General features: G+C 65.9%; 12 protein-coding genes. 10 read left to right on the forward strand and 2 right to left on the reverse strand.

Going from position 1 to position 14,031, the window contains the following annotated elements; genetic code table 11:
- Window positions 1-29: 29 nt before the first annotated feature.
- From AC3FMM_RS10230 to AC3FMM_RS10255, 6 genes are all read left to right on the forward strand, one after another.
- Window positions 30-968 (forward strand): fumarylacetoacetate hydrolase family protein, encoded by a 939-nt coding sequence (locus AC3FMM_RS10230; RefSeq protein ID WP_488686539.1) that lies wholly within the window; start codon window positions 30-32, stop codon window positions 966-968.
- Between the two features lie 111 nt (window positions 969-1,079).
- A complete protein-coding gene (locus AC3FMM_RS10235) occupies window positions 1,080-2,114 on the forward strand; it encodes a porin (protein ID WP_488686540.1) in 1,035 nt (344 codons plus the stop codon).
- 167 nt (window positions 2,115-2,281) lie between these two features.
- Complete coding sequence (locus tag AC3FMM_RS10240) at window positions 2,282-3,265, forward strand: Bug family tripartite tricarboxylate transporter substrate binding protein (RefSeq protein WP_488686541.1); 984 nt, start codon at window positions 2,282-2,284, stop codon at window positions 3,263-3,265.
- Between the two features lie 26 nt (window positions 3,266-3,291).
- Complete coding sequence (gene rraA / locus AC3FMM_RS10245; protein ID WP_488686542.1) at window positions 3,292-3,840, forward strand: ribonuclease E activity regulator RraA; 549 nt, start codon at window positions 3,292-3,294, stop codon at window positions 3,838-3,840.
- Window positions 3,841-3,854: 14 nt separating this feature from the next.
- Entirely contained in the window at window positions 3,855-4,436 is a 582-nt protein-coding gene (locus AC3FMM_RS10250) for a VOC family protein (protein WP_414248484.1), read from the forward strand.
- 179 nt (window positions 4,437-4,615) lie between these two features.
- Window positions 4,616-5,797 carry an alpha/beta hydrolase gene (locus AC3FMM_RS10255; RefSeq protein ID WP_414248483.1) on the forward strand — a complete coding sequence of 394 codons (1,182 nt, stop codon included), beginning with the start codon at window positions 4,616-4,618 and terminating at the stop codon, window positions 5,795-5,797.
- 67 nt (window positions 5,798-5,864) lie between these two features.
- Here the strand turns inward: AC3FMM_RS10255 and AC3FMM_RS10260 are convergent, their stop codons facing one another.
- Together AC3FMM_RS10260 and AC3FMM_RS10265 are read right to left on the reverse strand one after the other, a co-directional pair.
- Complete coding sequence (locus tag AC3FMM_RS10260; RefSeq protein WP_488686543.1) at window positions 5,865-6,785, reverse strand: dioxygenase family protein; 921 nt, start codon at window positions 6,783-6,785, stop codon at window positions 5,865-5,867.
- 124 nt (window positions 6,786-6,909) lie between these two features.
- On the reverse strand, window positions 6,910-7,464 hold the full coding sequence (locus AC3FMM_RS10265) for a cupin domain-containing protein (RefSeq protein WP_115681974.1): 555 nt from the start codon (window positions 7,462-7,464) through the stop codon (window positions 6,910-6,912).
- A 369-nt stretch (window positions 7,465-7,833) separates the two neighbouring features.
- Between AC3FMM_RS10265 and AC3FMM_RS10270 the strand changes: the two genes are divergently transcribed.
- The 4 genes from AC3FMM_RS10270 to puuE form a co-directional block, all read left to right on the forward strand.
- Window positions 7,834-9,996: a TonB-dependent siderophore receptor gene (locus AC3FMM_RS10270; RefSeq protein WP_488686544.1), complete on the forward strand. Its 2,163-nt coding sequence runs from the start codon at window positions 7,834-7,836 to the stop codon at window positions 9,994-9,996.
- Between the two features lie 766 nt (window positions 9,997-10,762).
- Window positions 10,763-12,295: an NCS1 family nucleobase:cation symporter-1 gene (locus AC3FMM_RS10275; protein ID WP_414248481.1), complete on the forward strand. Its 1,533-nt coding sequence runs from the start codon at window positions 10,763-10,765 to the stop codon at window positions 12,293-12,295.
- 43 nt (window positions 12,296-12,338) lie between these two features.
- Window positions 12,339-13,073, forward strand: coding sequence for an aspartate/glutamate racemase family protein (locus AC3FMM_RS10280; protein ID WP_115714098.1), 735 nt, complete (start codon window positions 12,339-12,341; stop codon window positions 13,071-13,073).
- A 44-nt stretch (window positions 13,074-13,117) separates the two neighbouring features.
- A partial coding sequence (gene puuE / locus AC3FMM_RS10285) for an allantoinase PuuE (protein ID WP_488686545.1) occupies window positions 13,118-14,031 on the forward strand: 914 nt, incomplete at its 3' end.

Consider the following 14,031-nt stretch of genomic DNA (forward strand, 5'->3'; position numbering starts at 1 on the left):
CCTTCGATTCGCATGCACCAGCCCACAACATGAAGATCATTGCTTATGCGGACGGCAGCGCTACCGCGCTTGGCGTCGTCACCAGCCCAACGCATTTCGTCGCGGTCGCGGAGATCGCTCCGGAGCTGCCCTCCAGCCTGATCGCGATCATGGAACGCGAGCACGGCCTCGCACGCCTGCGCGAGGCCGCGGCCGGCGTGGCGGGCAAGCGCGCGCTGGACTCGGTCCGGCTCAAGCCGTTTCTCGAGCGCCCCAATGCCATGTGGGCGCTGGCGCTGAACTTCAAGAGCCACCTGGCCGAAACCGGGCTGCAGACCAACGGCGACTATCCGCATCTCTTCCTGCGCACGCCGGCCTCTTACGTCGGCGCGGGGGAAGCGATCGCGGCACCGCCCGAAGCCGTTGCGCGCGCATTCGATTACGAAGGGGAACTGGGCGTCGTTATCGGCAAGCCCGGACGCTACATCCCCGAGCAGCGCGCGCTGGAGCACGTGGCGGGATACACCTGCCTCAACGAAGGCTCGGTACGCGAGTACCAGGTGCACAACCGCCAGTTCGGCCTGGGCAAGAACTTTGAAGCCTCGGGTGCATACGGTCCATGGCTGATGACTGCCGACGAATTCGGGGATCCCGCGACCCACACGGTGCAGACCCGCCTGAACGGGGTGGTGCGGCAGCGCGCGCGGCTCGACGACATGCTGTGCAGCGTCGCCAGGGTGATCAGCTACCTGAGCCAGGGCTACAACCTGCGGCCCGGCGACCTGATTGCGATGGGCACGCCTGGCGCACTCAAGCCGCAGCCCGACGATGCGGCGGGCCGTGACCTGTCGCGCCAGTACGGCCTGTTCAAGGTGCCGGGGCTGGTCCACATGCGTCCCGGCGATGTGGTCGAGGTGGAGATCGACGGCCTGGGCATCCTGCGCAACCCGGTGGTTGGGGACGACGCGCATCCGGGAACCCCTCGCTAGACGCAAGCGGCGCTTGCCTGCCGCCCGAATGGCGCTGTGCCGGGCGCTGTGTGCCGGTGCGCCGGTCGTGTTCCTTATTCGCATTCATAACAAGAGAGATAGGAGGAGAAAGTGTTGGAAGCACGTCATTGCCTTAAGCACAGCCTGACCCTTGCATTGCTCGCCGGGCTCGGCGCGTCGGCCACCGCAAACGCTGGCGGGGTCCGGCTCTACGGGCTGATCGACACCTATGTCGGCAGCATCAAGCCGAGCGGCGCGCCGCGCAGTTCCTGGCAGCTCGACAACGGTGGCGAGACCACGCCGTTCTGGGGCATCGGCGGCGAAGAAGACCTGGGCGGCGGCCTCAGCACCGTGTTCGCCGTCGAGAGCTTTTTCCGCCCCGACACCGGCGAGATGGGCCGCAGCCCGGTCGACTCGATGTTTGCCCGCAATGCCTATGTCGGCCTGTCTTCGAACAAGTTCGGCGAACTGCGCATCGGCCGGAATTCCACGCCCATGCTCTATCTGACCGGACAGTTCAATCCCTTTGCCGGCTCGACGCGTTTCTCGCCGCTGAACGTGCAGAACTGGATCCCCACGTTCGGGCGCCTGATCCATGGCGATACCGGCTGGAGCAACGCCGTGCGCTACCTGTCGCCCACCTTTGGGGGGCTGAGCTTCCAGCTGATGTATGGTCTGGGCGAGGCCGCGACCAACAATGGCACCAACAACATGGGCGCCATGATCCGCTACCAGAACGGCCCGCTGGACCTGGCGGTGGGCGGCAACCACACCAAGACCGGCGCGGCCATCACCGCGCTGGAACCGAGCCAGAAGGTGCTGTTCACCGGCGCTTCGTACGACTTCAAGGTGCTGAAGCTGTTCGGCACCTTCAACATGACGAAGAACGGGCGCTCCGAGGTGCGGACCTATACCTACCAGGCCGGCATCTCGGCCCCGCTCGGAGCGGGCCGGCTCAATGCCAGCTACGCGTGGACGAAGAATGATCGCCGTATCCAGGATGACTTCAACCGCACCACGGCAGCAATCGGCTATAGCCACGACCTGTCCAAGCGTACCGACGTCTATGCCAACTATCTCTACGACAAGTTGACTACCGCCGGCACCGGCAACACCTTTGGCGTGGGGCTGCGGCACAAGTTCTGAGTCCGCACGCGCGCGGCACATCGTGCTGCCCGAAGCCGGGCAAGGCGAAACAACCCACGCTTTGTCCGGCTCATCGCCCATGCAAACGGCACATGCTGCCGCGCCCCGGTACTTAGAATGAAGCGTGGTATCGCCACGCTCAGAACGATAATTCCACAGGAGACCGCATGCGCTATCCGAACATCCTTCGTGGCCTGCTGGGCATCGCCGCGACGATACTCGCTGCGGTGCCGGTCAAGGCCGGCGCACAGGAATATCCGAGCCGCCCCATCCGCCTCGTGGTGCCGTTCGTGCCCGGCGGCGTCACCGACGCCACCGCGCGCCTGCTGGCGAACAAGCTGGGGCAGTCGCTGGGCCAGAACGTGGTCGTCGACAACCGCCCCGGCGCCTCCGGCAACATCGGCGCCGAGATCGTGGCCAGGTCCAATGCCGACGGCTACACGCTGCTGCTGGGCTTTGACGGCGCGCTCGTCACCGGCACGCACATCACCCGGCCGCGCTTCGACGTGCTGAAGGATTTCGTGCCTGTGACCAAGGTCGGCGATGCCACGCTGATCTTCGTGACCAGCCCTGCCGTACCTGCCAGAACCTTCAGTGAACTGGTGGCGTACGCGCGCTCCAGCAAGGGCGGCGGCCTGCCGTTCGGCAGTTCGGGCACCGGCACCACCTGCCATCTCGCCGGTGAACTGTTGCGCGAACAGGCCGGCATCCCGCTGCAGCACATCGCCTACAAGGGCGGCTCGCAGGCGCTGACCGACGTGCTCGGCGGCTCGCTGCCGGTGCTGTGCACGGCCGTCGCCAGCGTGTCGCAGTATGTGAAGAACGAGCAGGTCCGCGCGATTGCGGTGACCGGCAGCCATCGCGTCGCGTCGCTGCCCGAAGTACCGACCCTGATGGAATCGGGGGTCAGGAACTTCAGCGTCGATTCCTGGGTAGGCATCCTTGCGCCGGCGCGCACGCCCGCCGCGGTCGTGACCCGCCTGCAGCAGGAAATCCGCAAGGTGCTGGAGCAGCCGGAAACACGCAGCAAGATGCTCGACCTGGGCATTGCCCCGGTCGGCAACACACCGGAAGACTTCGGCCGGCAGATCCACCACGACTATGCAAGATACGGCGAGGTGGTGAAGAAGGCCGGCATCACACTCAACTAGGCGCGGCGACCTTGCCACGGCGCTGCATGCGCCTGCCCATCCCGATCACCATCCCGCTCCCCATCCTGACGATCATGTTCTCTACCAGCGATCTTTCCGACGAGCACCCCGACACCACGTCTGTCTGCCAGCTGCAGTTCCGCAGCTTCGGCCTGCGCGAGCAGTTTGCCGGTCCCTGCGCGACCCTGCGCGTGCAGGAGGACCATCGGCCCGTGCTGCGCCAGCTGTCGACGCCCGGCGCCGGGCGCGTGCTGGTGGTCGATGTGGGCGGCTCGCTGCGCATTGGCGTCTTTGGCGACCGGCTTGCCGCGCTGGCATCAACCAACGGATGGGCCGGCCTGGTGATCCACGGCGTCATCCGCGACAGCAAGGCCGTCAACGGCATCGATATCGGCGTCAAGGCGCTGGGCACCACCGCGCTGCGCAATGCGGCCGAACAGCCCGGCGCCGCCGACGACATCCCGCTGAGCTTCGGCAACGTGACGTTCCGGCCGGGCGACTGGGTCTATTGCGACGCCGACGCTGTGCTGATCAGCCCGCAGCCGATCCGCGCCGGCGGGCCGCAAGACTACTGACCGTGGAGACGCCCATGTCCGTGCCCAATCAACATGAGCGGCCGTCGCCCGGCATCGGCGTGCCCGTACATGGCCTGCACCATTTCGCCTGGCGCTGCCGCGATGCCGAGGAGACGCGCCACTTCTATGAAGACCTGCTGGGCCTGCCGCTGGTCCACATGGTCCGCGCCGACGTGGTGCCCAGCACCGGCGAACGCTGCCCGTACGCGCATTTGTTCTTCGAGATGCAGGATGGCGGCTGCATCGCCTTTTTCGACCTGGGCGACGACCAGGCGGCCCTGCCTTCGCCGAACACCCCGCCCTGGGTCAACCATCTGGCGCTGCGCGTAGCCTCGCGTGAAGACCTGCTGCAGGCCTGCCACCGGCTGCGCGCCGCCGGCGTCGAAGTGCTGGGCGTGACCGACCATCACTTCCTTGAGTCGATCTACTTCTTCGACCCCAACGGCATTCGCCTCGAGCTGACCACGCCGGCCGGCGACCCGGACCACGCCCGTGCGGCGCGCGAGAGCGCCCATCGCCAATGCGCGGAATGGGTGGTGGAGAAGGCCAGGGCGCGGCAGCAGCGTGAGGCGGCGCAAGAGCCCGGATGCCGCTGAACAACGCGCAACGCCGCTAACCCGCCACGCCTACAGCACGGCGCAGCCGTGCAGTGGTGCCCCTTCACGATGGGCGCGCCTGTCTGCGGCCGTGCCTGCCGATGCTCATACGTCTTGCGCAGACATCCGCACGCAGTCGTTCCCCCTGTCCCATCCAGAACCACACCAAGAGATGCGCAATGACTGACCTCTCACGCAAATACGAGTTCGACCGGCTGCCGGTCATCATCCAGTTCCAGGAGCCGGCTGGCATGGCAGAGACCTACGGTTTTGCCGGCAGCCAGGGCTACACCTTCCTGGAAGGACAGCGGCTGGTGCCGCGCGGCGCCCCGTCCAGCGTGGTCTACCTCTTCATGCACCCGTCGTCCACGCTGCAGCTGATGCCGATGCCGGCCGCGCTGGCGCAAGCGGGCATGCACGTGCTTTGCGCCGGCAGCCGCTACGCCAGGAACGATACCGCGCTGATCATGGAGAAAGTAGCGTTCGACCTTGGCGCCTACATCCGCCATGCGCGCGAGGTGCTGGGCTATGAGAAGGTGGTACTGGTCGGCTGGTCGGGCGGAGGCGCCCTGTCGCTGTTCTACCAGGCCCAGGCGGAGCAGCCAACGATTACGCACACGCCCGCCGGCGATCCGTACGACCTGACGCAGGCGCGCCTGATGCCGGCCGATGCGCTGATCTTCGTGGCCGCCCACCTGAGCCGGCCCGAGACCCTGACCGAATGGCTGGACCCCTCCGTCACCGACGAACTCGATCCCGACCGGCGCGACCTGGAATTCGACATCTACGACCCGCGCTGTCCGCATCAGCCCGCGTACACCGCGGAGTTCATCGCACGCTTCCGCCAGGCACAACGCGCACGCAACCGCCGCATCAGCGACTGGTCCATCGACATGCTCGCCCGGCTGAAACGCAACGGCACGGAACTGGAGCGCGGCTTCGTCGTGCATCGCACCATGTGCGATGTGCGCTGGCGCGATACCAGCATCGACCCGAACGGACGCAAGGCGGACTGGTGCTATCTGGGCGATCCGCGCGTGGTCAACTCGGGACCGGTGGGCCTGGCGCGCTATACGACCCTGCGCAGCTGGCTCTCGCAATGGTCGTATGACCATTCCAACATCAAGGGCCCGGTGAATGCGGCGCGCATACGGCATACGCCGGTGCTGCAGATCGAGAACGGCGCCGACGACGCGGTGCCTGCCACGCACAACCCGCTGGTGTTCGAGGCACTGGCGACCGCCGACAAGGAATTCGTGCGCATCGCAGGCGCCACGCATTACTACCTCGGGCAGCCCGAGCAGATGCGGCAGTGCCTTGAGATCGTGGCAGGGTGGTCCGAGCGCAAGGTTGGCGTATAACCCCGCAAAGCGGCAAAGCGGCGGCACCAGGCCGCCGCTTTGCGTTATCGGCGCAAGCCAGCGAGGATCACGGCAACGGCGGCTTGGGCAGGCGCGTCTCGCCCGGCTCCAGCTTCAGTTCGACATCGAGGCGGAAGCCACCATTTCCATCCGGTTCGAAATCGCGCAGCAGCGAACCGACCGCGCCAAAGGCGGCGTCGCTGAAGGCATAGGGGTCCAGCGCATCGAAGATCTGCGTGGTCAGCACCTTGTGCCCCGGCGCGATGGCGATGAAGTGCAGGTGCGCCGGGCGCATATGGTCGCGGTTCTGCAGCTTCAGCAGCTCGCCGCACGGGCCGTCGATCGGCACGCCATAGCCCGACGGCCGCACGCTGTCGAACCAGAAACGCCCTTCGGCATCGGTCTCGAACACGGCACGCAGGTTCATGTCTTCCTGGTGTTCGTCCTGGTTTTCGTAGAGGCCGCTCGGCGCCGCCTGCCAGGTCTCGATACGCGCGCCGGCGATGGGTGTGCCGTCGATCGACACCACGCGGCCCCGCACCGTCAGCGGGTCGCCAGTGGTGTCAGGCGTGGCGATATGCGCGCCGTTGGGGCGCACCGGCTGGTTGGCGCGCCAGAACGGGCCGATCAGCGCGGGCTCGGTGCCGCCGGCGGCCAGCACGGCCTTGGCGTCCATCAGCAGCACCAGCGTGGCAAGCCCGAGGATATCCGCGAGCAGGATGCCCTCGTGCTTCTTCGGGCCGGTGGCCTGGCCGATGCGGACCATGAAGTCCAGGCCGGCGTGGAGTTCTTCATAAGTCAGCTGCACCTCTGACGCGAACGCGTGCGCATGCCGGATCAGGGCATCGAGTATGGTGCGGGTACGCACGTCGGCGGTGCCGGCATTGGCCTTGAGCACGGCTTCCAGCAGCGCCTCGGGGGTGGCGGGAATCGATTGCGGGGCCGCCGTGGAAACGGCGCTGGCGCCGCCTGCGGAAGCAGAAGTCATGGTGTGGTCAGCTCCTGTGGAAAGTGGGAATGGATATGGCGCGGAGCGGGGCGTCGCTGTGACGCCCCGCTCGATGCCGCAGGCGCCTGCTCGCCGGCCACGCGTCCGCGCGCCGCGAACGTGGTCAGCCTTCGGTGCGCGGCTGCGCCGGGTCCGCTCCGCCTTCCTTGATGTAGCCGTCGTCGCCGTAGACCAGGCCGGTGGACTCGGCCGCCTTGACCACGTCCGGGTGCCAGGCGATGCGGCCGCATTCTTCGTCGGTGCCGCCCACCACGGAGTAGACCACCAGCGCGTGGTCGTTGGGGTTGCGGAAGCCGCGCATCACGCCGATCGGGCAGGAGATCACGTCCCACTGGTTCAGCATCAGCGAATACTGGCCCTTTTCGCCCCAAATCACTTCCATCTGGCCGTTGAGCGGGCAGAACACTTCCTCGGTCTTGTGCGCGTGCAGGCTGGCGCCTTGTCCGACCGGGATTTCGATGAAGGTCACGCCGAAGCGGTGGTTGCCGGGGATCGCGGGCTCGACGCCTTTATTCTCGAGCACGCCGCGGTTCATGATCTTGTAGATATTCTTCTTCATCCCGGGCAGGCGGCTTTCGATGAAGGTCTCGCCGTAAGGCTTGACCTTGCCCCAGCGCGCGATGCGGGTGGCTTCCATTTCCTGCGGGGTCGGATCCATGTAGCTTCCTCGATGTCATGAAGTTGAGAGAACGAGAGGGCGATCGCCTCTGTTCATGCAACTTTAAGAAGCGCCAACAGGGCCGTCCAACACCATTTTTCGCAGGCCGCGATAACAATCCGGTATCGGGTTTTGCGCCGAGCGACCGTCCGCGCGGGCCGCGACCCAGCCCACCCAAGCTGCATTACGCGCGCAGTGACCGCCCCACGGACCGGCGCCGTCCGTCGTTGCTTTCACCACAAACCCGGTCCTGCCGCCTTGACGCCATGGCCCACGCGTGGGCATCATTCGGTCTTTTCCGAAATGCGAATTATTCGCATTTGTATTGACATTCACATACAGGCCTGCCTGTCTTCCTGCTGTTCCATCATGAGCCGCCAAGTCTTTCGCGCCGCGCGAGCGCGCGCACCCCAACCCCGCCATCTCGCCGTGCTGGCGCAACTTGCCGTGCTCGCCGGGTTTCCGGCGACGGCCGCGCTGGCGCAGCAGGCCGCGGCGCCGGCCGATGCGGCGTCGCTGCCGGCGGTGACCGTGAGCGCCTCGGCGGCGGACGATTCCGGCCTGCAGCTCGAGAAAAAGGCCAGCGCCGGCGCGCTGGGCTCGCGCACGCAACTGGACACGCCCTACTCCACCACCATCGTCACCGGCGAGGACCTGGCCGAGCGCCAGGTGGCCAAGCTGGGCGATGTATTCACCATGGACGCATCGGTCAGCGACAACGGCAACGGCTACAACAGCTGGTCCAGCTACCTGAGCGTGCGCGGCCTGCAGATCGACTGGCAGAACGGCTTCAAGATCAACGGCCTGCCGTTCGTGGCCTACGGCATCACGCTGCCGTACGAGCACATGGAACAGGTGGAGCTGCTCAAGGGCCTGCCGGGCTTCATGTATGGCTTCGCCACGCCGGGCGGCATCGTCAACTATGTCACCAAGAAGCCGACCGACACCTTCACGGCATCGTTCGAGCTTGGCTACCGTGCCGCCAATGTCTGGAGCGAGCACATCGACCTGGGCGGCCGCGCCGGCCCGGACAATATGTTCGGCTACCGCCTGAACGCGACGCACGAAGAAGGCACCCCGTACAACGCGCGCAATATCCGGCGCGACAGCGTGTCGCTGGGGCTGGACGCGCGCCTGACCAGGGACCTGACCTGGACCTTCGACTCGATCTACCAGGACCGCCGCGCCACTGGCCAGATGCCGTCGTTCAGCCTGTGGAGCTATGGCGATACGGCGCTGCCGGGCGCGGTGTCCGGGCGCATCCGCAACTTCGCCGGCGCCGACCAGCACCTGAACACCAACCTGCAGCTGTACAGCACCGGCCTGCGCTACCAGATCAATCCGGACTGGGCGGTCAGCACCAGCTACAGCTTTACCAAGGTCAACCGCAGCCGCAACGAAAGCACCTACAACCTGCTGAACCAGGCCGGCGACTACATCGACCAGCGCTACGACACCGCGCAGAACCAGCAGGTGGGGCAATGGCAGGCGATGCTGGAGGGCAAGTTCCGCACCGGCCCGTTCGGCCACCAGCTGGTGGCGGGCCTTTCGTGGCAGAAGCAGATCGACCGCTATGACAACAACGGCTTCGGCGCGGTCATCGGCACCGGCAACATCTTTGTGCCGAACACCAACACGTATTACAGCTCGACCGCCTTCAACAAGGTGCGCAACAGCGACATCACGCAGAAGTCGGTGTTTGCCAGCGACACCGTGCAGCTGACCGAGCGCTGGTCGGTGCTGGCCGGCCTGCGCGTGACCAACTTTGAGCAGAACGGCTATGTGCCGGTCACCTCCAGCTACAGCAAGAACGGCGTGGTCACGCCGACGCTGGCGCTGATGTTCAAGCCGGTGCCCACGGCAACGGTCTATGCCAGCTATGTCGAAGCGCTGGAGCCCGGCTCGATCGTGCCGGACGGCTACACCAACGCGCGCCAGCTGCTCAGCCCGATCCGCAGCAAGCAGTATGAAATCGGCGTCAAGGCCGACCAGGCCGCGTGGAGCGCGACCGCCGCGGCCTTCCGCATCGAGCGCGGCGCCGAGTACGACAGCATCAGCGGCGGCGTGCCGACGCGCCAGCAGGACGGCACCTCGATCTACCAGGGTCTGGAACTGGCGGGCGTGTACCGCCTGGGCTCGCAATGGGAGTTCGGCGCCAGCGCGATGTATCTCGATTCGTACTACGACAAGGGCGTCGCCAACAGCGGCAACCGCGTGGCCGGCGCGCCCGGCTTCATCATGGCCGGCCGCGTCAGCTACCGCGTGCCGTTTGTGCCGGGATTGCGTGTTGGCGTCGATGGGAAATACACCGGCAATACCAAGCTCAATGCGGGGAATACGCTCGAGGCCGGCGGCTATACGGTGTTCAATCTCGGGGCCAGCTACAGCACGCGGGTCGCGGGCAAGGACCTGACGTTGCGGGCGGCTCTGAACAACGTGACCAACAAGCGGTACTGGGGCTTCCAGTATGAAAACTATATCCAGCCGGCGGATCCGCGGAGTATCAGTTTGACGGCTAAGATTGCGTATTGAAGTTTTGCCGCACGCGCGATGACACCCGCTCTCTGGAGCGGGTTTTTTGTTGGTTCTTGCTGCGTTTGGGGTGTGGAAGTTGGTTGGGTTGTCGTGCTTGGCGGGCGTGGCTGTTTCGCCGGCGCAGCCGGCGACCTACTTCTTGGCCGAGCGCCAAGAAGTAGGCAAGAAACGCGTCGCCTATGCGGCTGGCAATCAATTCCGCGGCGTTAGTGGTTCGGGGGGTGGTGATTTCCGTTTGGGCGTGGGTGCCCGTTCGAACCTGCTAACGCTATGTGAGTCAGGGGCGGTGCCTTCGATCACCCACTTTTGAACGATCCCAACAGGGTGTAGGCAGCCTGCTGCTGGCGCTATCGGTGGGACGCCTTCGGCTGCGCTGCGCGCGCTCCCTATCTCAGGTGTGCTGCTCGGGCACGGAGTGCGTCGCTGCGCTCGCACGGCGCTGTCGCGGGCGAGCCCAAAGGACTTCTCCCTTCCGCCTGTTTGCTTCCTTCTTCCGCTTGGGGAGAGGGGCGTGGGAGAGGGCCGGAGCATCCACGAAGTTACCCGCATCCACCCCCACCCGCTCACATCCCCCGCCTCCCGCCTTCAGGGAAAACGAATGTTGACAATCACAAATCCGTGATCTACAACATCGTCTACACACTTCATCGATTTTGTAGACAATTTAGTAGACACATAAACACCCTCCCCTGGCGCACCGCACAGAGCCCCGAAGGGCCGCGCGTCGCCTATCGTCAAGACACACATCTGCCAGGAGACTCAGATGCTGCAAACCACCGCAACACCCGCCGACGCAGCGCAGGCGCAGGGCGGGCATGCCGCACACGGCAATGCCCTGATCAAGCCAAGCTATGACGAACGGCTGACCAACGAGGACCTGGCGCCGCTGCGCAAGCAGACCTGGGGCACCTACAACATCTTTGCGTTCTGGATGTCCGATGTGCACAGCGTCGGTGGCTATATCACCGCGGGCAGCCTGTTCGCGCTGGGGCTGACCAGCTGGCAGGTGCTGGTGTCGCTGCTGGTGGGCATCGTGATCGTGCAGTATTTCTGCAACCTGGTGGCCAAGCCCAGCCAGGTGACCGGCACGCCTTATCCGGTGATCTGCCGCGCCTCCTTCGGCGTGCTCGGCGCCAATATCCCGGCCATCATCCGCGGGCTGATCGCGGTGGCGTGGTACGGCATCCAGACCTATCTCGCGTCGAGCGCCTTCCTGGTGCTGGCGCTGCACTTCTTCCCGGCGCTGGCGCCATACGCCGACGTCAAGCTGCATGGCTTCGCCGGGCTGTCGACGCTGGGCTGGGCTGCCTTCATGGTGCTGTGGGTGCTGCAGGCGCTGGTGTTCTGGACCGGCATGGAGACCATCCGCAAGTTCATCGACTGGGCCGGCCCGGCGGTGTACGTGGTGATGATCGCGCTGGCGATCTGGCTGGTGAACAAGGCCGGCTGGGAGAACGTCAACTTCACGCTGAGCTTCGTCAAGTACACCGGCTGGGAAGCGGTGCCGGTGATGCTGAGCGCGATCGCGCTGGTGGTGTCGTACTTCTCCGGCCCGATGCTGAATTTCGGCGATTTCTCGCGCTATGCCAAGGACTTCAAGTCGGTCAAGCGCGGCAACTTCTGGGGCCTGCCGGTCAACTTCCTGGGCTTCTCGCTGCTGACCGTGATCACCACCTCGGCCACGCTGCCTGTGTTCGGCAAGCTGATCACCGATCCGGTGGAGACGGTGAGCCATATCGACAGCACCTTCGCCATGCTGCTGGGCGCATTCACCTTCATGACCGCGACCATCGGCATCAACATCGTCGCCAACTTCGTGTCGCCGGCATTCGACTTCTCCAACGTGTCGCCCAGGCACATCAGCTGGCGCACCGGCGGCATGATCGCCGCGGTGGCCTCGATCTTCATCACGCCCTGGAACCTGTACAACAACCCCGCCGTGATCCACTACACGCTGGATGTGCTGGGCGCCTTCATCGGCCCGTTGTTCGGCATCCTGATCGCCGACTATTACCTGGTGCGGCGCCAGCACGTGGAAGTCGACGACCTGTACACGCTGAACCCGCGCGGCCGCTACTGGTACCGCAATGGCTTCAACCCGGCGGCGGTGGCCACCATGATTCCCGCGGCCATCATCCCGATCCTGTGCGTGGTGGTGCCGGCCTGGCAGGCGGCGGCCAACTACAGCTGGTTCATCGGCATGGGCATCGCGCTGGTGCTGTACCGCCAGCTGGCGCCGCGCATGATGCCGGACCATCTTGCCGCCCCGGCCGCGCCGGCCTCCAGCCAGGCTTGAACGACATCCCCCCTTCGACCGCATCCACCCCAGAGCCGTGTCCATGAAGCTGAAGATCATCAACCCCAATACCACCCAGAGCATGACCGACAAGATCGGGCAGTGCGCCGCGGCCGTCGCGGCGCCCGGCACGCGCATCAGCGCGGTCAGCCCGCGCATGGGCCCGGCTTCGATCGAAAGCCACTACGACGAGGCCCTGTCGGTGCCGGGCATCCTCGACGAGATCCTGGCCGGCGAGCAGGAAGGCGTCGATGGCTACGTCATCGCCTGCTTCGGCGACCCCGGCCTGTACGCCGCGCGCGAAGTGGCGCGCGGGCCGGTGATCGGCATCGCCGAGGCCGCCATGCACATGGCCAGCGTGGTCGGCAGCAGCTTCAGCGTGGTCACCACGCTGGCGCGCACCTGCAATATCGCCTGGCACCTGGCCGAGCGCTACGGCATGAAGCGCTTCTGCAATAACGTGCGCGCCTGCGACCTGCCCGTGCTGGAGCTGGAACGCCCCGGCTCGGACGCGCGCCGCATCATTGCCGAGGCCTGCCGCCGCGCGCTGGTGGAAGACCGCAGCGAATGCATCGTGCTCGGCTGCGCCGGCATGACCGACCTGTGCGACGAGATCGCCGACGCCATCGGCGCGCCGGTGATCGACGGCGTGACCTGCGCGGTCAAGCTGGCCGAGGCGATGGTCTCGGTGCGCCTGGGCACCAGCAAGCGCGGCGACTGGGCGCGGCCGCTGCCCAAGGCGTATGCCGGCATGCTGGCGCCCTATGCACTGAACTGAGCACTGAACTGATGTTTCCAGACCCACTTACCTTATCGCGCAACATGCTCCACACCCGTTATCCCCGCGACCTGACCGGCTACGGTGCCCAGCCGCCCCACGCACGCTGGCCTGGCGGCGCGCGCATCGCCGTGCAGTTCGTCCTCAACTACGAAGAAGGCGGCGAGAACTGCGTGCTGCACGGCGACGCCGCTTCCGAGCAGTTCCTCTCCGAGATCGTCGGCGCCGCGGCCTACCCGGACCGCCACATGAGCATGGAGGGCATCTACGAATACGGCTCGCGCGCCGGCGTCTGGCGCATCCTGCGCGAGTTCGAAAAGCGCGGCCTGCCGCTGACCATCTTCGGCGTGTCGATGGCGCTGCAGCGCCATCCCGAACTGACCCGCGCCTTCGTCGAGCTGGGCCACGAGATCGCCTGCCACGGCTGGCGCTGGATCCACTACCAGAACATCGACGAAGCCACCGAGCGCGAGCACATGCGCATCGGCATGCAGATCATCAAGGACCTGACCGGCGCGCTGCCGCTGGGCTGGTACACCGGCCGCGACAGCCCCAACACGCGCCGCCTCGTCGTTGAGCACGGCGGTTTCCTGTACGACTCGGATTACTACGGCGACGACCTGCCGTTCTGGACCGAGGTCGAAGTCAGCGGCGGCGAGAAGAAGCCGCACCTGGTGGTGCCGTACACGCTGGATTCGAACGACATGCGCTTCGCCACGCCGCAGGGCTTCAATACCGGCGAGCAGTTCTTCCAGTACCTCAAGGATGCGTTCGACGTGCTGTATGAAGAAGGCGATCCCGCGGGACAGGACAGCCCCAAGATGCTGTCGGTCGGCATGCACTGCCGCCTGCTCGGCCGCCCGGGCCGCTTCCGCGCGCTGCAGCGCTTCCTCGATTACGTGCAGGGACACGACAAGGTGTGGATCTGCCGCCGTGTCGATATCGCCCGGCACTGGGC

This window comes from Cupriavidus sp. 207A1 (assembly GCF_057798955.1).